The organism is Rossellomorea sp. FS2, from assembly GCF_047915635.1.
GTDB classification, from domain to species: Bacteria; Bacillota; Bacilli; order Bacillales; family Bacillaceae_B; genus Rossellomorea; species Rossellomorea marisflavi_A.
In genome coordinates this window covers 574006-592554 of sequence record NZ_JBLRVS010000001.1, presented here as the reverse complement: position 1 = coordinate 592554, position 18549 = coordinate 574006, and the positions used below count along the sequence as shown (strand labels likewise).

Genomic DNA, 18549 nt, shown 5'->3' with positions numbered 1-18549 from the left:
TTATTTCATGCTATTTATTTCAATGTTATATTTTTCAATTTTATAGTACAGGTTCCTGACAGAAACATTCAGTGCTTTCGCCGTGGCTGTCTTGTTCCCTTTATGTTGCGCTAAAACCGACTGGATTATCTGTTTTTCATACCACTCGAGGCGTGCATTCAAATCTGTCTCTACCGGATCAGACTCCATCTCGGTTGCACGACCCTTCGCATGACCCATGGAGGAAAGATGCTTTTCGTCTATATACGTTTCACTTGCCTCCATGAATATGACGGCTCTGCCAAGTACGTTTTCCAGCTCGCGCACGTTCCCTGGCCAGTCATGCTCCATCAGCTTCACCGTGGCCTTTTTCGTCAGCCCTTCCACCTTACGCCCGTAATCCTGATTGATCTTGGTGATGAGACGTTCGGATATCAACGGGATATCGCCTTTTCGCTGGCGAAGGGGCGGGATCTGGATCGGCATTCGATTGAGGCGGTAATAAAGATCCTCCCTGAATGACCCGTCCCCCATGCCTTTCTCGAGGTTCACATTGGTGGCGGCAATCACCCGGACGTTTATGGGGATGGACTTGGTTCCTCCCACCCGGACGATTTCTTGTTCCTGGAGCACCCTTAAAAGCTTCGCCTGCGTGCTGGCACTCAGCTCCCCGATCTCATCAAGGAAAATGCTCCCATTATTCGCTTCTTCAAAGAGACCCCGCTTGCCCCCGCGCTTCGCTCCGGAAAACGCGCCGTCTTCATAACCGAACAGCTCACTTTCCAACAAGTTTTCAGCCAGGGCAGCACAGTTGACCCGGATGAACTTGTTGAACTTCCGGTCACTTGCATTATGTATGGCATGGGCAAACAGTTCCTTTCCGGTGCCGGATTCACCCCGCAGCAAGACGGTAGCCGGCGTCTTTGCCCCAAGCTTCGCCTGTTCGATGGCAATTTTCATTTCTTCGGATGTCCCGATGATATCGTCAAAAATGTATTTTGCCTCTAGGGTCCGGATGATCCTGCGTGCCCGGTCCAATTCATTCGTGAGGGATTGGATCTCCGACATATCATGGATGACGCCGACGCTCCCTTTCAAAATGTCATTGACGATGATCGGTGCCACATTGACGATGACTTCCTTCCGCTTCGGGCCGACGCGCATCCTCGTGCCCCTGATGGCCTTTCGGGTCCTGAGGACTTTGAGATGGATGCTTTCACCTTCGGAAATATCCGCAGTTGCCGGCTGCCCGATCACCTCTCCACTGGAAAGACCCGTGATTCTCGTATAGGCGGGATTGATCAAGATCCCCTTCCCATCCTCATCCACGACAGATATGGCATCATCACTTGATTGGATGATGGCTTCAAGCATCGTCTGGATTTCTTTTAGATCCGTGATCTGTTCGGCAAGGTTCACCACTTCGGTAATATCCTTGAACACCGAAAATGCACCGATTACTTCATCCGAGGATGTGATCATCGGGATCCTGCTCGAAATGATCTTCAAACCGTTTTGGAGGATCACTTCTTGATTGATTTCAGGCCTCCTTGTTTCGATGGTCGAGAGCAGCCGGCTTTCCGGCACGACCTCAAGGATGTTCCGGTTCAAAGCATCCTCCCCGCTGATCCCCGTCATGCGCTGGGCACTTTGATTGAAAAGGATGATCTTACCCCTGTGATCAATTCCAATCATCCCGTCATCCGTTGAATTGAATATGAGATCCCGCTTGAAGGATTCACTAGTGAGTTCATGGATCAGCTCTTCTTTTTCCTCGAGGAGCTTGGAAATGAGAAATGCGACACTTCCGGGGATGAGCACGGTATTCTTCCCGCGTCGATCCCTGATGTCTTCAAACACTGCCTGATCCCCCGTCACCTCGATGACGATATCTATGGAAGAGTCAAGATACGGTCGCCAATCATCTCCGACCGCGATGCCCCATTCCCCGGCAAGCTTTACCCCGGGAGCCTGCCTGTCCACATCGATGACCGCTACTACATTCATGGAAGAGGCTTCGTGGAGAATTTTCAAGATCGCCACCCCACCTTTTCCTCCCCCTACTATGAGAACATCCTGCAACATTCTTCACCCCATCGCTTTGTCCGTGCAATATATTTCACAGTTCCATTTTACCTCACAAGGGCCACCTTGACAATTTTCATGATGGAGGTAAAATTCAAGTAAGTGGATACAAAGGGGAAATGTTCATAATGTCACGCCTTATCGCTTTGATCATCATGCTCATACCCGGTGCATTTGCAGCGCTTGGTATCAAGCTTATGAGGGACATGCTCTTCGGCATCCTGCAGCCTCCCATACCGTACCTCTGGCTGCAATTCATTCTCGGTCTTGTCTTTTTCGTGGTCGGCCTGGGATTCATTGCAGGATTCGTTCTCCATAGGGACCGGAAAAGGAACAAAGTTCAACCTCGTTTCACGAAAAAAAGCTAGCCCGGGGGCTAGCTTTTTTCTGTATTCCTGATTCCGATTGCACGTTCGGGGAAATCGGTAATGAGGGCAGGACACCGTATGTGGAGCAGCCTTTTCATCGACGTTTCCTTATTCACCGTGTAGGGCCGCACCAGCACACCCGCCTTCACCGACTGCAGGATCATGTCATCGGTTACGGCATTGAGGTTAGGATGGATGGCACCTGCCCCGATGGAACGGGCATAGGACCACGGCATGAAAAGCCTGTTCGAGTAAAGGGCTGCCACTTCAACTGCCGGATTCAACTTCTTGCACTTGACAAGGGAGTAGTGATTGAAGGAAGAGATGATGATCCGATCATCGTATCCATATTCCCTGCTCAGTTCAAAGATTTTCTCTTCGAGGCCTGTATAGTCCATGACGCTGTTCTTCAATTCGATATTGCAGAGGAGATCATTCCCCCTCATCCATTCGAACACTTCGATCAAAGAAGGCACCCGGCATCGTCGGAGCATCTTCCATTTTCCGTTCGCCCTGAGCTTTTGTATATCCTTGAGGGTGACATCCTGGACAAATCCTTTACCATTCGTCGTACGATCGAGTGTTTCGTCGTGGATGACGACCACCTGATCGTCCGAGGTGAGTTGCACATCAATTTCGATCCCATCCGCCCCGACCCGGGCTGCCTCGGCGAACGCTTCCAATGTATTCTCAGGATGAGTCCCTGCAGAACCCCTGTGGGCAAAGATCAATGTCATAACCTTCACGTCCTTTTTTTGCATCTATGTAGGGTGGGTACCCTTTCGCACAAAAATAAAAACCCGGCAGGCACCGGGTCATCCGTTCTACTTACCCTTTCAAGAGGCCTTATGCTCCAAACGCAGCTTGTCAGCCACCATCGCAATGAACTCAGAATTGGTCGGTTTTGCTTTTGTCATGCTTACAGTATAACCGAAGAGGGAGGAGATGGAATCGATATTCCCACGGCTCCAGGCTACTTCGATGGCATGACGGATCGCACGCTCGACCCTCGAAGCGGTGGTGTTGTATTTCTTTGCGATATCAGGATAAAGGACTTTGGTGATGGAACCAAGGAGTTCGATATCATTGTAGACCATGGAGATCGCTTCCCTTAAGTACATATATCCTTTAATATGTGCCGGCACGCCGATTTCATGAATGATGCTCGTGATGCTTGCATCGAGATTTCTCGGTTTATGATCAGAATTCATTCGGGAGGAAGGCTTCTTGATGATCGGGTTCGTTTTCCCGCTTACCTGTCGGATATGGCTCACCAGGTTTTCCATATCGAACGGCTTCAGGATGAAATAGGATGCACCGAGATCCACCGCTTTTTTCGTCACGTCTTCCTGACCGAAAGCTGTCAGCATGATGACATTCGGAATGTTCTTCCTCTCCCTCAGGCGCTCGAGAACGGCAAGGCCATCCAGGTGGGGCATGATGATATCCAAGACGAGTACGTCCGTTTCGACTTCCTCCAAGAGATCCAGGCAGTCCTGTCCATTATGGGCAATCCCTACAACTTCCAAGTCATTTTGTGAGGCAATATAATCTTCCAACAATGAGGTGAGTTCCCGGTTATCATCCACTATACAAACTTTAATCGATTTCACTAAACGTTTCCTCCTCAGTCCAAATAAATTCACTGTTATTTTTTATTGTAAATTACTTTTTCGACAATGCAACCTAATTTCCTTTTATTTTTGAAAAAAACTTGAAATATATTCTTTTTCCTTCGTTTTACTTTCATTTTCTCTTAATTTCGACCTGATTCGATTTCCACACTGAACTTTTGTCGAATTATCTTTATTTTAACGGAATTCCTCAGCTTTCACAAACGCACAAAAAATCCGGCGCTTGCTCAGCGCCGGATCCATTCAACTTGCTCTGCTGTGATCTTTCTTATAAATATCAATGCCTGCTTCGCTCAGCATCCACTCGATATGGACACCGTACCCACTCGTGGGGTCATTCACGAATACATGGGTGACAGCCCCTACGACCTTCCCATCCTGAATGATCGGGCTACCGCTCATCCCTTGGACGATCCCGCCGGTTTTCTTCAGTAACTTCGGATCCGTCACCTTCAACACCATCCCTTTTGTTGCGGGATATTTCTGCGGGATCGTGCTCATGATTTCAATATCATACATTTCGACTTCCTTGCCATCGACCACCGTCAGGATCTGCGCTGGCCCTTCCTTTACCTGGTGAGAAAGAGCGATCGGCATGGGTTTATCCATACGCTCATTCTCGATGGTCTGGTTCAGGCGTCCGAATATCCCAAACGGACTGTTCCTCGTGATATCCCCGATCACTTTATGATCGGATGAGAATCTTGCCAGTTTCTCCCCAGGCTTTCCATCGCTCCCTTTCTGGATGGATGTGACTTCGGAATGGACGATTTCCCCATCTGCCACGACGATCGGTTTCTTCGTATCCATATCGGAAATCACATGTCCAAGAGCGCCATATTTCTTCGATTGGGGATCATAGAAAGTCATGGTGCCGATTCCTGCAGCCGAGTCCCTGATATAAAGGCCGAGCTTATAAGCAGCGTCCCCTTTTTCCCTAACCGGCAGGAGAGTGGTTTTGATGGTTTTCTTCTCTCTTTTCACCACGAGTTTCAAGGATTCCTGATCTTTTCCCGCGGATTGGACGAAAGGAGCCACGTCGGAAAGTTCTTCGATCTTGGTTCCATTGATCTCGGTTATCATGTCTCCGACCTGAATCCCAGCCTTTTCACCCGGGGAAACTTTTCCCTCTTCTGTATTCACAAGATGATGACCGACGACCAGTACGCCTACGGTATTCAATTTGACCCCGATCGATTGGCCGCCGGGGATCACTTTAAAATCTTTCAGTACTTCAACATTGACTTCTTTGATGGGGAGTCCGGCAATTTCAAAGACCACTTCGTCTTTTCCGACACGGCTGCCTCCCACGGATAATTGTTCGTTATTCGACGAAAGTTGTACCGTCCCTTCAGATGCGGCAGCAGGTGCTGATATGGGGAGAGCAACTTGATCCCCTTCCATCATCCTAATGAACGTGGGTGTTTTCACCCACTGTTGGACAGGTTCCAAAAAACCGATAAGAATGAGCGAAACAAGGAGAATTCCACCTATGCATTTCCTTAACGAATCTGACTTCACTACTTTCACTCTCCTCGCTTCTAATCCAAACACACTGGTGATTTGGCTACAGTTTTACTTTTGCCTTTTGGAAGGACATTTATAACTGGTAATAATGAAAAAAAGCTACCCGTATTGGATAGCTTTTCATGTCTCTTTGATGCTTCCTGCCAAATGAAGGAGCTCTTTGGCATGTTCAAGGGTAAGATCGGTGATTTCCACGCCGGAGATCATGCGGGAGATTTCCTGGATCTTCTCATTTTCCTCTAGTCTTTTTACCTTCGTGCTCGTGCGCCCGTTCGCTTGTTTCTTCGAAATGAACAGATGACAGTCTGCCATGGCCGCAACCTGCGGAAGATGGGATATGCACATCACTTGTGAATGGACGGCCACCTGATAGATCTTCTCTGCAATCGATTGAGCCACCCTTCCGCTGACACCCGTATCCACTTCGTCGAAGATGATGGAAGTGATCCCCTGATGCTTGGAGAAGATCGTCTTAAGGGCGAGCATGATGCGGGAAAGTTCTCCCCCCGAAGCGACCTTCGAGAGCGGCTTCAGGGGTTCACCAGGATTCGTGGAGATATAAAACTCGACTTCATCCCACCCCTCCTTCTTGAATTTCCGGTTTACGGCATCCCCGTCGGTAAGGAACTTGACCTCGAATTTCGTTTTATCCATGTAGAGCTGCTTCAACTGCTCGTGGATACTGACCGTAAGTTTCTTGGCCCACTTTTTACGGGCGATCGTCAGATTTTCCGCCTCCACCGAGAGATCATTTTCAAGGGACTGCAACTGATCTTGCAGCTGCTGTACATGCGAATCCTTGTTGATGATGGTTTCGATCTCCTCTTCGATCCGTGAACCATATGCAAGGATTTCTTCGATTGATGAACCGTACTTCCGTTTCAGTCCATTGATTTCATTCAGCCTGGATTCGATCATATCCAGCCTTCCCGGTTCAAACTCGAGCTGATCCAGTTCCGCCCTGATGGCATGGGCAGCATCCTCAAGGATGTAGTAGGCTGAGGATACTGACTCAAGCGTCCCGCCAAACTGCGCGTCCACTTCCGCCGCGGTTTCAAGATGCCCCATGGCGAGTCCCGCCCAGTCCATTCCTTTTCTTTCCCCGCGCAGGCTGTCATATGACGTCTGGAGGGCTTCGTATAGCTTCTCGAAATTGACGAGCTTCAGCTTTTCCTCCTGCAGTTCATCATCCTCATGCAGGCGGAGCTCCGCATCCTGTATCTCTTTTTGCTGGAATTGGATAAGATCAAGGCGATGAGCCATCTCCTGTTCATTTTCATTCAACCGCTTAAGCTGTCTGGACACGGTCTGATACTCATCGAATACATCCAGATATGCCGTGAGCGACGAAGCAATATCCTTTCCACCAAACTGATCCAGAAGTGTCAGATGAAGATGCTCATTCATGAGCTCCTGATGCTCGTGCTGCCCATGGATGTCAATGAGCGTTGACCCGATTTCACGCATGGTAGCAATCGTCACAAGCTTTCCGTTCACCCGGCACACACTTTTACCCGTACTGGAAATATCTCTCCTGAGAACAATCATGCCCTCTTCGATGTCGATCCCGAATTCAGAAGCCTTTGCATAGCAAGGATGATGGGGATCGTCCAATAGGAATAACCCTTCAATCTCGGCTTTTTTCTCTCCATGCCGGACGAACTCGGATGACCCCCTGCCTCCTACCAATAGATGGATGGCATCGATGATGATGGACTTCCCCGCACCTGTTTCCCCTGAAAGGACGGTCAATCCTTCTTCAAATGAAAGGGCAATCGAGTCGATGATGGCAAAATTTTTGATTGAAAGTTCCTGTAACAAGAAATACTCACCTCATATAATAAGACACTTCCGATCATGTATCCCGGATAGAACCGAATCACGTTGGAAAGTGCCTCTGTTTTCATTTAATTTACCCCGTCGATAGGGTGGTCAACCTTTTATAGCATATCAAGGAAACGTTTGGAAATGACTTCGGTTTCCACTTCAGACCGACAAATGATCAAGCAGGTGTCATCCCCGCAGATCGTCCCAAGGATTTCCTCCCAGTCCAAGTTGTCGATGAGGGCACCGATGGCATTCGCATTCCCCGGTAGCGTCTTCATGACCAGCATATGACCGGCAGCATCAATCTTGACGAAGGCATCCGTCAGCGTCCTCTTCAACTTTTGAAGGGGGTTGAAGCGCTGGTCCGCCGGCAGGCTATATTTATAGCGGCCGTCCATAAGCGGAACCTTAACCAAATGAAGCTCCTTTATATCCCTTGAAACGGTTGCCTGTGTGACATTGAAGCCTGCATTTTTCAGGCTGTCCACAAGCTCATCCTGGGTTTCCACATCCCGATTCGTGATGATTTCCCTGATCTTTATATGTCTCTGACCCTTATTTAACATCACCATACACCTCTTACTCCATATTGAACCTGTATATTTATACCTCTACGATTATGTTAGCCTATTTCCTTGTACAAATCCACCAGAAACCGTGCAGATCTGCATGTTCTTTATCAGTATTGACGGAAAAGCGAAATAATTTTACATAATTATGTATAATTAATATTTTTTATCAATAATGTAACAATATTCAAATATAGCTTTATTGCTGGAAAATAGAAAGAAATTTAAGACTTTTAAATGAAATCGTTTACCCGTTTGAAACCTGCCACTATACAGTTTAGTGTATATAAACACGGGGTATAAGACTATAGGAATTGCACATATTACTTATTATTCAAGAATACCCATTTTTAAAAATTTTTATTGTGCACCATTTGAAAGCCTGACATGAATCGTTTGCTTTGAACGCAAAATACAAAAAGACGGGGGGATGGAGTAGAAAAAAGAAGTTAGGTTCGGGTTAAACAGAAGGAGGAACATAACACTTATGAGTCAAGGAAAATTTAAAAAGACGATATCACTATTGGACCTCACCCTAATCGGTCTTGGGGCGATCTTTGGATCTGCATGGCTGTTCGCTGTCAGTAACGTCGCATCCCAAGCGGGTCCAGCCGGGAGTTTCTCCTGGATCATCGGAGGCGTCATCATCCTGTTGATCGGTCTCGTATACGCAGAGTTAGGGGCGGCACTTCCCCGCACGGGAGGAATCATCCGCTATCCTGTCTACTCTCACGGGCCTCTCGTTGGATACATGATCTCATTCATTACCATCGTGGCGTACACCAGCTTGATTTCCATCGAGGTAACGGCAGTGCGTCAGTATCTGGCTTATTGGATTCCCGGTCTGACCAAGGCGGGATCGGAGTCACCGACGATTGGAGGTTGGTTGCTCCAGCTGGGACTACTCATCGCTTTTTTCCTGCTCAATTTTTGGAGCGTAAAGGCTTTTGCCAAATCCAATATCATCATTTCCATTTTCAAATACGTCGTTCCCATCACAATCATCGTCGTATTGTCGTTCCACTTTAAATCAGCAAACTTCTCTGTAGAAGCTTTTGCACCATTCGGCTTTGATGGTATCCAAGGAGCCATCGCAACGGGCGGGGTCATGTTTGCCTATCTTGGGCTTCATCCCATCGTATCGGTTGCCAGCGAGGTCAAGAACCCTCAACGGAATATCCCGATTGCCCTTGTGCTCTGCATCATCCTTGCAGCCTTGATCTATACGGCATTGCAAGTATTGTTCATCGGGGCCATCCCTACTGACACCATCAGCAATGTGGGCTGGGCTGGAATTCAAGAAGAATTCTCCCTTCCATTCGGAGATATCGCGATTGTTCTGGGTCTCGGCTGGTTATCGGCACTTGTGGTATTCGATGCCATCCTGTCCCCGGGAGGTAACGGAAACATCTTCATGAATACAACGGCGCGCCTTGTGTATGCATGGTCACGAAACGGTACGTTGTTCAAGACATTCTCCAAAGTGGACAAAGTAACGGGAATTCCCCGGTCTTCCCTGTGGTTATCACTGGGGCTTTCAATCTTCTGGACACTGCCATTCCCTTCATGGAATGCACTGGTTAATGTCTGCTCAGTAGCACTGATCCTCTCCTATGCCATTGCACCTATTTCATCGGCCACCTTCTCGGTCAACGCAAAGGGTCTAGAGAAGCCGTTTAAACTTAAAGGAATGAGTATCATCGCACCTATTTCCTTTATCTTTGCTTCTTACATTGTCTATTGGTCTGGTTGGAAGACCATCTCATGGTTGTTGGGCTCTCAACTGGTCATGTTCGTCGTTTACTTCATATTCAAGAAATATGTACCGACAGACAAAGTGAACCTTCCACAGCAGCTTAAATCAGCCTGGTGGCTCGTTGGATATTACATCACTATGCTCATCATCTCGTACTTCGGTTCATTCGGCGGCGGAAAAGGATATCTGGATAATCCAGTCGACCTGATCCTTATTGCCATTGTATCACTCGCCATATTCTTCTGGGCGAAGTACACGGGTCTGCCGAAAGCCATGATCGACTCGGATGATGAAACACCAGAAGAAAAAGTAGAAACTTCACATTAAGATGTGCATTCTTATAGTCTTTTACCACAAAGAAAGCGTGGGACCATCAATCGGTCCCACGCTTTCTTATGTTTACTCCTCATTCTTTTGAGCAGATTTGAATTGAGTATGTGCTTCCTTGATTACCTCTTCGGGTGTGACCTCCAAATGAGACAATCCTTCTTCCCGTCCCTGCCATTTGAGATGGATCAGGAACTCGATGTTCCCGTCCCCGCCTGTGATCGGTGAGAAGGAGAGACCTTCGATATCAAAGCCCTCATTCAGTGATAGGGAAATGATCTTCTCGATCACCGTCTTATGGACAGAAGGATCTCGTACGATGCCTTTTTTCCCGACCTGTTCCCTGCCCGCTTCAAATTGCGGTTTGATGAGGGCGATACAGTCGCCGCCTTGCACAAGGAGCGTCTTCAGTACAGGGAGGATCAAGGCGAGTGAGATGAAGGAGACATCGATGGACGCAAGATTCGGCATTTCGCCTTCAAGATCCTCAGGTTTCACGTATCGGAAATTTGTCCGCTCCATGACGACCACGCGCTCATCCTTCCTGAGCTTCCAGGCAAGCTGGTTGTAGCCTACATCCAGGGCATAGCTCATTTTGGCTCCGTTTTGGAGGGCACAGTCCGTGAATCCCCCGGTGGAGGCTCCGATATCCAGAAGGACTTTATCTTCTGCTGTGATATCGAATACCTTGAGGGCTTTTTCAAGCTTCAAGCCTCCCCTACTGACGTAAGGCATCACTTTCCCTTTAACCGTCAGGGGTGAATCCTCGCTTATCTTCTCACCCGGTTTATCCAGTCTCACTTCATTTGAATACACAAGACCGGCCATGACGGCCCTTTTTGCCTTTTCACGTGTTTCGAAAAGACCTTGTTCTACAAGAAGTATATCTAATCGTTGTTTTTTCACTTTCATGTTCAAGCCCTTTTTTGTTTTTTTGGTGTGATCGTCAAGATCCGGTCTACGACGTTTTCCTTCGTCATGCCGATTTCATTGAGCAGTTCTTTGACGCTTCCATGCTCCACGAAATAATCCGGGATTCCGATGCGGTCTATAACGGCATCATGATAGCCTTTTTCCTGGGCAAACTCGAGGACCCCGCTTCCGAAGCCGCCCTGAAGGACTGCTTCTTCAATGGTCAACACTGGTATTTCCTCGGAAAGAATGGAAGAGAGCATTGCCTCATCCATCGGCTTGATGAACCGTGCATTCACGACCCGTACCGATACCCCTTGCTTCTCAAGGTCTTCCGCTGCTTCCATGGCCATCGGGATCGTGGTACCGAATGTCAGGATGACTGCATCCGTCCCGTCCTTGAGGATTTCCCACGAACCGATCGGAATGGTCTTCAATTCTTCGTCCATCTTCACACCGTAGCCATTTCCACGAGGGAAACGCAGGGCGATCGGACCATCGTTGTAGGCAAGAGCCGTATTAACCATGTGCTGGCCTTCATTTTCGTCTTTTGGCATCATAAGCACCATATTCGGCAGATGACGGAGGAAGGCAATATCGAATACCCCTTGATGTGTTTCGCCGTCTGCACCGACAAGACCCGCACGGTCGATTCCGATGAACACGTTGAGGTTCTGTCTGCAAATATCGTGAACCACTTGATCATAGGCCCGCTGGAGGAATGTCGAATAAATCGCCAGGAACGGTTTCATATCCTGAGTGGCAAGACCTGCCGCTACGGTTGCCGCATGCTGTTCGGCAATCCCGACGTCGAACATCCTGTCGGGGAATTCCTCTGCAAACCCAAGAAGGCTTGAGCCGACCGGCATGGCAGGAGTGATGGCCACGACCCGCTCATCTTCACGTGCGACCCTCCTGACCGTTTCACTGACAAGGCTGCTCCAGGACGGCGGAGCTCCTACCGGTTTGATCAGATCGCCCGTATCGATCTTGTACGGGCCGGTTCCGTGCCATGTACCGAGGGTGTCTTTTTCAGCAGGCTGGAACCCCTTCCCCTTCTTCGTGAGGACGTGAAGGAGAACCGGGCCTTTTGTCTTTTTCGCATATTGGATGTTTTCCTGTAAGTTTTCATAATCATGTCCATCGATCGGACCAAGATAGGTAAAGCCAAGCTCTTCAAAGAACATCCCGGAGACGAATAGATATTTCAAGCTGTCCTTCACCCGTTCAGCCGTACTGGCAAGCTTGCCTCCGACTGCGGGTATGCGCTTCAGGATATACTCCAGTTCATCCTTCACCCAGTTATACTTATTCGCTGTGCGAAGGCGGCCCAGGATATTGTGCAGGGCACCGACATTCGGTGCGATGGACATCTCATTATCGTTCAATACGACGATCATGTCCTTCTTTTCATGGCCGATATGGTTGAGGGCTTCGAGGGCCATCCCTCCAGTCAGGGCACCGTCCCCGATGACGGGGATGATATAGGAATCTTCCTTTTTCACATCCCGTGCAATCGCCATCCCCATGGCAGCCGAAAGGGAGGTGGAGCTGTGCCCTGTCTCCCATACGTCGTGCTCGCTTTCATTCCGTTTAGGGAAGCCGCATAGTCCCTTATATTGTCTAAGGGTATCGAACTGACCTGCACGCCCCGTCAGGATCTTGTGTACATAGGACTGATGTCCCACATCCCATAAAATTTTGTCCTTGGGACTATCAAAATGCTTATGAAGGGCTACAGTCAATTCGACCACGCCGAGATTCGGCCCGATATGACCGCCGGTTTTGGAAAGATTCCCGATCAGGAAATCACGGATATCCTGACTGAGCCCCTCCAGTTGTTCATTGGACATATCCTTTAAGAAAGAGGGATCTTTAATCGATAATAAATCCATATGGTCCACTCACTTTCATCACTAGTTAGTTTATTTCCTGTGTTTGACGTTTTGCGTTTTGTATGATTTCCACTTGGGGTATTCATTTCGCCGATTTCGACATTTTTCACTGTATATTCCCTAGAATACGCAATTCCGGGCAATTTTCCAAGTGCTTTGACTTTCACTGAGTGAAAGCACTTGTCCCCGCGTGTAAAAATAGCCGCTAACACGAATGTGATAACGGCCATGCTGATCATTCAATGTATTGAATTGTTCACTATGGACCGGACTTCATCCTGTTTCTCAACGTCCGATGTAATGGCTTTCCTGAGTGGATTATACCATAAAAGGGTATTGTCCTCAAACAGCAGCTGTCAGTGGTTACGCACGGCTATGAGGTTGGCGATCTCTTCAAGAAGGACCGTATCTCTGTCCACCCTTTTCAAGGACGCGAGTGCCCCATTGAGATGATATGCCAGTTTTTCCTTTGCTCCCGCCATGGTCAAAAGTTTCGGATAGGTGCTCTTATGTTTGGATTCATCGCTTCCGACCGGCTTTCCGATCAATTCTTCCGAACCCTCGATATCCAGGATATCGTCCTGGATCTGGAAGGCAAGACCGATATGATAAGCAAACTCCTCTAAGGAAGCACGCTCTTCTTCAGAGGCATCTGACATGATGGCCCCTGCCATGACGGAGAACATAAGAAGCTTGCCCGTTTTGCGGATATGGATCGACTGTAGTTCTTCTACGGTCAACTCTCCATTTTCCCCTTCGATATCGGCGACTTGACCTCCAACCATCCCCTCTGGCCCAGCACAGCGGGCAAGGAGGGCGATCAGTTCGACCTTCTTCTTGTCTGAGAGATGCTCATCTTCAGCAAGCAGTTGAAAGCTGAATGTGAGCAGCCCATCCCCTGCAAGGATGGCCATTGCCTCACCGAACACTTTATGATTCGTCGGGTTGCCCCTCCTCAAATCATCATCATCCATAGCAGGCAGATCATCATGGATGAGGGAATATGTATGGATCATTTCAAGTGCAGAAGCCGCTGCCATCCCTGTTTTCGGATCCCGTCCGAAAGATTGCATGGTGGCCAGCACCATGAGGGGGCGAAGTCTTTTGCCACCTGCCTGCAAGGAATAGATCATCGACTCCTTCAGGTGATCGGGAAGGGTCAGAGCTTTCACCTTCCCAATCATATGGTTAGTTACTTCAGAAAGATAGGTGGTTTGAAAATCATTGAACGACATGATCATTCCTCCTCAGGGAGATCGATCGTTTGCTCCCCCTCATCCGTCATCATCTTCGTAAGCTTATTCTCCGCTTGCTGAAGCGTATCGTGGCAATACTTAGAAAGGTTCATCCCCTTCTGATAGTAATCGATGGCCTGTTCCAAAGGGACCTCGCCTTCTTCGAGCTTTTCTACGATTTCTTCAAGCTGAGCAATCGCCTCTTCAAACGTCGGTTCATTTTTCTTTGCTTTCGGCATGTGGTTCACTCTCCTCAATAGAATCTGCCTTACAATGTATTCGACCATCTTTGACCCGGACGGTCAGGGATTGTCCTTTTTGCACCTGTGCAACCGAGGTGATCAAACTGTCATCTTCACTGTAGGACAAGCTATATCCACGTTCCATGACTTTCAATGGGCTCAGCGCCTCCAACGTCGAGAGAATCGACAAGAACTGTTGGCGCTTCTCCTTCAGTCCCGAGGCATATTGCTTTTCAAGTCGTGACTGCATGGATCGCAATCGTTCCCCTTGAAGCTTGATCATACGATCCGGATGAAGACGAAGCATCCTTTCAGTTAATTGATCGGTATGGTCCTGCAGCTCTTTGAGACAGGAGGCTGCTGCCCTGTCCATCTTCTCATTGAGACGGTCGAGTTGCTCCATCTTCTGCTGGTAGACCAGATGAGGATTTCGTAACGAATAGGACCTTCTCAGTGTTTCCAGCCGTTGACGATCATGGTTGAGCCTGTTTTTGAAGGCTTTGATGAGCCGGAGTTTACGGTTCATCACCCGTTCAAGGAGGTCATCAATGTGGGGAACGGCAAGCTCTCCGGCAGCAGTAGGGGTCGGCGCCCTGAGATCGGCTACGAAGTCTGCAATGGTGAAATCTGTTTCATGTCCGACTGCTGAAATGATGGGAACCATCGAGTCTGCTATGGCATCTGCAACAATCTCTTCGTTGAATGCCCATAACTCTTCGATGGATCCGCCACCCCTGCCGATGATCAATACATCGATTGTCGGGTCCTCATTGACTTTATGGATGGCCTCCGCAACGGAAGCCGGTGCTTTTTCCCCTTGGACCAGTGCAGGGTAGACGAGGACTTCCCCGATGGGGTATCTCCTTTTGATGGTAGTGATGATATCCCTGATGGCCGCTCCTGTCGGGGACGTGACGACAGCGATCCTGGACGGGAAGGAAGGGATCTTCTTTTTCCTGGACTCATCGAAATATCCGGCACCCTTCAGCTTTTCCTTGAGCTGTTCATACGCAAGATAAAGAGCACCGATACCGTCGGGCTGCATATCCTTCACATAAATTTGATACTGTCCGCCTGCTTCGTAGACGGATAGATCTCCGCGAATGAGAACATTCATCCCGTTTTCCGGTCTGAACTTCAGCGACTGATTCTGGCTTGAAAACATCACGGCCAGGATGCGTGCCTTTTCATCTTTCAACGTGAAATACATATGACCGCTGGAATGCCGTTTGAAGTTCGAGATCTCCCCTTTGACGTAGACACCGTTCAAATGAGGATCCCGGTCAAATTTCCGTTTTATGTATTTTGTCAGAGCTTGTACGGTTAAGTAGGTTGCTTGTTCCATCTCCATGTGAGTCCTGACTCCTTTTTTGCATGTACTGGGCGTCTGAATGAGCAGGTGCTCAATCAAAAGAAAGGGACGCATCCGCTGTCCCTTCCATTGGTATCCATTGTACTATGTTTCACTCATTTTTACGATTCAAAACATGCCCGTGGCAGACTTCACTGTATTATGAAGAAGCATGGTGATGGTCAAAGGGCCGATTCCACCTGGAACCGGTGTAAGCAAGCCGGCCCGTCCCATCACGTCATCGGCATCGACATCACCGCAAACGCCGCCATCTTCTCCCCTGTTCATACCAGCATCGATGACCAGGGCTCCGGGTTTAATGGCTTCTCTTCCGATAAACCCGGCCTTTCCTGCGGCGGAGATGAGGATGTCGGCCTGTCTGGTGAGGGAAAAGAGATCCTCCGTGATCGATTGACATTGTGTTACAGTCGCATCACGGTTCACTAGCATCGTCCCTAACGGTTTACCGATCAGATTGCTCTTACCGATGATCACCACGTGACGGCCTGCGATGGGGATTTTCTCATGCTGAAGCATTTTGGTGATGGCGAGGGGGGCGCAAGGGTGGAAGGTTTCCTGAGCGGTTGCCAACCTGCCGATGGAAAGGGGATGAAGGCCATCGATATCCTTCGTCGGGGATACCGCCCCCACGACGCTGGCGGGGTCGATATGGCCGGGAAGGGGCAACTGGACGAGGATACCGTGTATATGGCCGGCTGTGTTCAACTGATCAATGAGTCCAACTAACTGGTCTTGATCGGCAGACTCAAAGTGATGGAGTTCGGAATGGATACCGACATCGGAACAAGCCTTTTCTTTTAACCTGACAAAGGACCTCGATGCAGGATTATCCCCGACGAGGATGATGGCAAGTCCCGGAGTGATGCCACGTTGTTTCAGCTTTCTGACCCGGGCCTTCAATTCCAGACGCCACTCATAAGAAATCTTCGTACCATCTATGATCCTGGTCGACATCCGCACAAGCTCCCTTCTCGATCAGTCTTGCTTCACTTTGGACAGCACTCCATTGACGAACTTACTTGACTGCTCGTCTCCGAAAATCTTGGCAATCTCAACGGCTTCATTGATCGCGACTTTTCCAGGTACGTCCTCTACATGAAGAAGTTCATAGGTACCGATACGCAAAATATTGCGATCGACCTTGGCCAATCGATCGAACGACCATTTTTCAAGATTCCCTTTGATGACCTCGTCGATGGAATCCTGGTGTTCAATGAACCCAAGCACAAGCTGCTGTAGGTATGCATCCATCTTCTCTTCTTCCAACACATTCGAAAGGGCCGCCTCCGGCTCAATCCCGCTCATATCTATTTGAAATAACGCCTGCAATGCCTTTTCACGGGCTACTCTTCTTTTCATTATAATGACTCCTTTTAATCCAAACTCAATTTACATACCTTTGATAATAGCACAAACCGGCACCAATACGCACGCGTAACTAAAAAAATCAATATTCTAAAAACAATAATGATAAATGGGATTGGAAGGTTAATCAACTACGAAAGAAACTTACATATCCAGACGGCCCCGTTTGTTTAAGCCGTTTCAGCCCCCGTCCGTTTATTCGCACAGCACATGATTGATAAATTCTGTTTGTGCTTGGGTATATCTCTCACGGTCATGATTATATTCTTGTGCTAACCGTCTTTTAAGTGCAGCATATTGATCCGCAAGACGTATCTCGAAATATAAGTTGCTCACCCCAGCGTTTTTGTCCTTCTTGCATGAGATGTAAATGAGCTACCCGTTTATCGTTCTTTACTTTTACAAAGAATCTTCTCCACTGCTGTTTGTCTAATTTTTTGGGGACATAATGCCAATCGTACATAGATAGATGATCCGCTATTCTGTTGATCTGTCCAAATCATGAAAGAGAAGCCATCAAGTCGATAATGGGCTTAGCGGGCAGATCGGGAATGGCTGTACTTCCAATGTGTTCTACTTCCTTGACTCCGAATGCAGAAAGGATGCGGTGCAGCTCTTTGCTTTCCAGGATACCTCTATCCTTCCAAGTGAGGTCTGAATTCTTGATCTCAATTGTTTCATATGCCCATACCGGGATATTCAGCTGATCATCATTGGTCATATCGCCCATCCTCCTTGAACAAAGCGCTATTAGGGATCTCCGTCACCATCAGATTATCACAGGTTCGATATCCGCCAGAACTGACTGCGTTGGTATCAAGCGGCGTACCCTTCCTTATAAAAGCTTCGCTTTCGATTGGGCATTCTCACTCCCTCGCCCTCATCGTTTTTTATGGACTGTGTTGCGTCCAATATTATTGAAGCAGGGGCGGGTCGTCCTGGACCGTCATACATAAGCTGAGCCATTGAAAAGATGGAACACCCTTATCCTCCATTCCGAAAGAAAAAAGGCAGCCCATGACAGGCTGCCCTTTTCTACTACATTTCTTCTTCAATCTCAGGTTCGATCCTTTGATTTTCAAACTGTACGCCGACGATATGAACGTTGACTTCTTCTGCCTCTAGGGCCGTCATGTTCAAGAGTGCCTGACGGATATTGTCCTGGATCTTTTGGGCGACATTCGGAATGGAGACGCCGAACTGCATGATGCAGTATACATCGATCAGGATACCGTCTTCAGCAAGTTCCACTTTGACACCTTTACCATGATTTTTCTTGCCTAGGCGTTCAACGACACCTGACGCAAAGTTTCCGCGCATCTGTGAGACGCCTTCCACTTCAGAGGCCGCGATCCCCGCAATGACCTCGATCACTTCCGGAGCGATTTCGATCTTCCCAAGTCCGTCTTTACCGTGAGACATCTGTAAAAGATTTTGATTTTCCGCCATTCGTGGT

Annotated in this window: 16 protein-coding genes and 1 pseudogene; 2 read left to right on the top strand and 15 right to left on the bottom strand. The window is 48.4% G+C overall.

Features of this window, described 5'->3' with window-relative positions; all coding sequences use genetic code 11:
- The gene (locus tag ACNA6I_RS03150; RefSeq protein ID WP_048014121.1) at positions 1 to 2061 is read right to left on the bottom strand and encodes a sigma 54-interacting transcriptional regulator; all 2061 of its coding nucleotides are present in this window, start codon (positions 2059 to 2061) and stop codon (positions 1 to 3) included.
- A 131-nt stretch (positions 2062 to 2192) separates the two neighbouring features.
- Between ACNA6I_RS03150 and ACNA6I_RS03145 the strand changes: the two genes are divergently transcribed.
- Positions 2193 to 2432 carry a DUF2627 domain-containing protein gene (locus ACNA6I_RS03145; protein WP_048005993.1) on the top strand — a complete coding sequence of 80 codons (240 nt, stop codon included), beginning with the start codon at positions 2193 to 2195 and terminating at the stop codon, positions 2430 to 2432.
- Positions 2433 to 2440: 8 nt separating this feature from the next.
- On the opposite strand, the gene ACNA6I_RS03140 is transcribed toward ACNA6I_RS03145, so the two are convergent.
- From ACNA6I_RS03140 to ahrC, 5 genes are all read right to left on the bottom strand, one after another.
- On the bottom strand, positions 2441 to 3169 hold the full coding sequence (locus tag ACNA6I_RS03140) for a glycerophosphodiester phosphodiesterase (protein WP_416312950.1): 729 nt from the start codon (positions 3167 to 3169) through the stop codon (positions 2441 to 2443).
- 99 nt (positions 3170 to 3268) lie between these two features.
- Positions 3269 to 4045 carry a sporulation transcription factor Spo0A gene (spo0A, locus tag ACNA6I_RS03135; protein WP_048014027.1) on the bottom strand — a complete coding sequence of 259 codons (777 nt, stop codon included), beginning with the start codon at positions 4043 to 4045 and terminating at the stop codon, positions 3269 to 3271.
- Positions 4046 to 4309: 264 nt separating this feature from the next.
- Positions 4310 to 5587, bottom strand: coding sequence for a SpoIVB peptidase (gene spoIVB / locus ACNA6I_RS03130; protein ID WP_416312949.1), 1278 nt, complete (start codon positions 5585 to 5587; stop codon positions 4310 to 4312).
- Between the two features lie 126 nt (positions 5588 to 5713).
- Positions 5714 to 7414, bottom strand: coding sequence for a DNA repair protein RecN (gene recN, locus ACNA6I_RS03125; protein ID WP_048006024.1), 1701 nt, complete (start codon positions 7412 to 7414; stop codon positions 5714 to 5716).
- Between the two features lie 119 nt (positions 7415 to 7533).
- A complete protein-coding gene (gene ahrC / locus ACNA6I_RS03120; protein ID WP_317947880.1) occupies positions 7534 to 7986 on the bottom strand; it encodes a transcriptional regulator AhrC/ArgR in 453 nt (150 codons plus the stop codon).
- Between the two features lie 490 nt (positions 7987 to 8476).
- Here ahrC and ACNA6I_RS03115 point away from each other — a divergent pair, with 490 nt between their 5' ends.
- Positions 8477 to 10072, top strand: coding sequence for an APC family permease (locus ACNA6I_RS03115; protein ID WP_048006026.1), 1596 nt, complete (start codon positions 8477 to 8479; stop codon positions 10070 to 10072).
- A gap of 72 nt (positions 10073 to 10144) precedes the next feature.
- On the opposite strand, the gene ACNA6I_RS03110 is transcribed toward ACNA6I_RS03115, so the two are convergent.
- The 9 genes and pseudogenes from ACNA6I_RS03110 to ACNA6I_RS03070 all read right to left on the bottom strand — a co-directional run bounded on the left by ACNA6I_RS03110 (position 10145) and on the right by ACNA6I_RS03070 (position 18542).
- The gene (locus ACNA6I_RS03110; RefSeq protein WP_048006027.1) at positions 10145 to 10984 is read right to left on the bottom strand and encodes a TlyA family RNA methyltransferase; all 840 of its coding nucleotides are present in this window, start codon (positions 10982 to 10984) and stop codon (positions 10145 to 10147) included.
- Positions 10985 to 10986: 2 nt separating this feature from the next.
- Positions 10987 to 12879, bottom strand: a complete 1893-nt coding sequence (dxs, locus tag ACNA6I_RS03105; protein ID WP_048006028.1) for a 1-deoxy-D-xylulose-5-phosphate synthase — start codon at positions 12877 to 12879, stop codon at positions 10987 to 10989.
- A gap of 356 nt (positions 12880 to 13235) precedes the next feature.
- Positions 13236 to 14120, bottom strand: coding sequence for a polyprenyl synthetase family protein (locus ACNA6I_RS03100; protein ID WP_048006029.1), 885 nt, complete (start codon positions 14118 to 14120; stop codon positions 13236 to 13238).
- Entirely contained in the window at positions 14117 to 14353 is a 237-nt protein-coding gene (locus tag ACNA6I_RS03095; protein ID WP_048006030.1) for an exodeoxyribonuclease VII small subunit, read from the bottom strand. The genes ACNA6I_RS03100 and ACNA6I_RS03095 overlap by 4 nt, the downstream gene beginning before the upstream one ends.
- Positions 14331 to 15701: an exodeoxyribonuclease VII large subunit gene (gene xseA / locus ACNA6I_RS03090; RefSeq protein WP_416313209.1), complete on the bottom strand. Its 1371-nt coding sequence runs from the start codon at positions 15699 to 15701 to the stop codon at positions 14331 to 14333. The genes ACNA6I_RS03095 and xseA overlap by 23 nt, the downstream gene beginning before the upstream one ends.
- Positions 15702 to 15836: 135 nt before the next feature.
- Positions 15837 to 16682 carry a bifunctional 5,10-methylenetetrahydrofolate dehydrogenase/5,10-methenyltetrahydrofolate cyclohydrolase gene (locus ACNA6I_RS03085; protein ID WP_251528684.1) on the bottom strand — a complete coding sequence of 282 codons (846 nt, stop codon included), beginning with the start codon at positions 16680 to 16682 and terminating at the stop codon, positions 15837 to 15839.
- Positions 16683 to 16703: 21 nt separating this feature from the next.
- Entirely contained in the window at positions 16704 to 17087 is a 384-nt protein-coding gene (gene nusB, locus ACNA6I_RS03080; RefSeq protein ID WP_048006032.1) for a transcription antitermination factor NusB, read from the bottom strand.
- A 201-nt stretch (positions 17088 to 17288) separates the two neighbouring features.
- Positions 17289 to 17814: pseudogene (locus ACNA6I_RS03075) on the bottom strand (GrpB family protein).
- A gap of 317 nt (positions 17815 to 18131) precedes the next feature.
- Positions 18132 to 18542 carry an Asp23/Gls24 family envelope stress response protein gene (locus ACNA6I_RS03070; RefSeq protein ID WP_048006033.1) on the bottom strand — a complete coding sequence of 137 codons (411 nt, stop codon included), beginning with the start codon at positions 18540 to 18542 and terminating at the stop codon, positions 18132 to 18134.
- Between the last annotated feature and the right edge of the window lie 7 nt (positions 18543 to 18549).

Coding starts and splice junctions, on each gene's coding strand:
- nusB (WP_048006032.1), bottom strand. CDS start 17,087: ATGAAAAGAAGAGTAGCCCGTGAAAAGGCATTGCAGGCGTTATTTCAA.
- ACNA6I_RS03085 (WP_251528684.1), bottom strand. CDS start 16,682: ATGTCGACCAGGATCATAGATGGTACGAAGATTTCTTATGAGTGGCGT.
- ACNA6I_RS03095 (WP_048006030.1), bottom strand. CDS start 14,353: ATGCCGAAAGCAAAGAAAAATGAACCGACGTTTGAAGAGGCGATTGCT.
- ACNA6I_RS03100 (WP_048006029.1), bottom strand. CDS start 14,120: ATGATCATGTCGTTCAATGATTTTCAAACCACCTATCTTTCTGAAGTA.
- dxs (WP_048006028.1), bottom strand. CDS start 12,879: ATGGATTTATTATCGATTAAAGATCCCTCTTTCTTAAAGGATATGTCC.
- ACNA6I_RS03110 (WP_048006027.1), bottom strand. CDS start 10,984: ATGAAAGTGAAAAAACAACGATTAGATATACTTCTTGTAGAACAAGGT.
- ahrC (WP_317947880.1), bottom strand. CDS start 7,986: ATGTTAAATAAGGGTCAGAGACATATAAAGATCAGGGAAATCATCACG.
- ACNA6I_RS03140 (WP_416312950.1), bottom strand. CDS start 3,169: ATGACATTGATCTTTGCCCACAGGGGTTCTGCAGGGACTCATCCTGAG.
- xseA (WP_416313209.1), bottom strand. CDS start 15,701: ATGGAACAAGCAACCTACTTAACCGTACAAGCTCTGACAAAATACATA.
- ACNA6I_RS03115 (WP_048006026.1), top strand. CDS start 8,477: ATGAGTCAAGGAAAATTTAAAAAGACGATATCACTATTGGACCTCACC.
- ACNA6I_RS03145 (WP_048005993.1), top strand. CDS start 2,193: ATGTCACGCCTTATCGCTTTGATCATCATGCTCATACCCGGTGCATTT.
- ACNA6I_RS03070 (WP_048006033.1), bottom strand. CDS start 18,542: ATGGCGGAAAATCAAAATCTTTTACAGATGTCTCACGGTAAAGACGGA.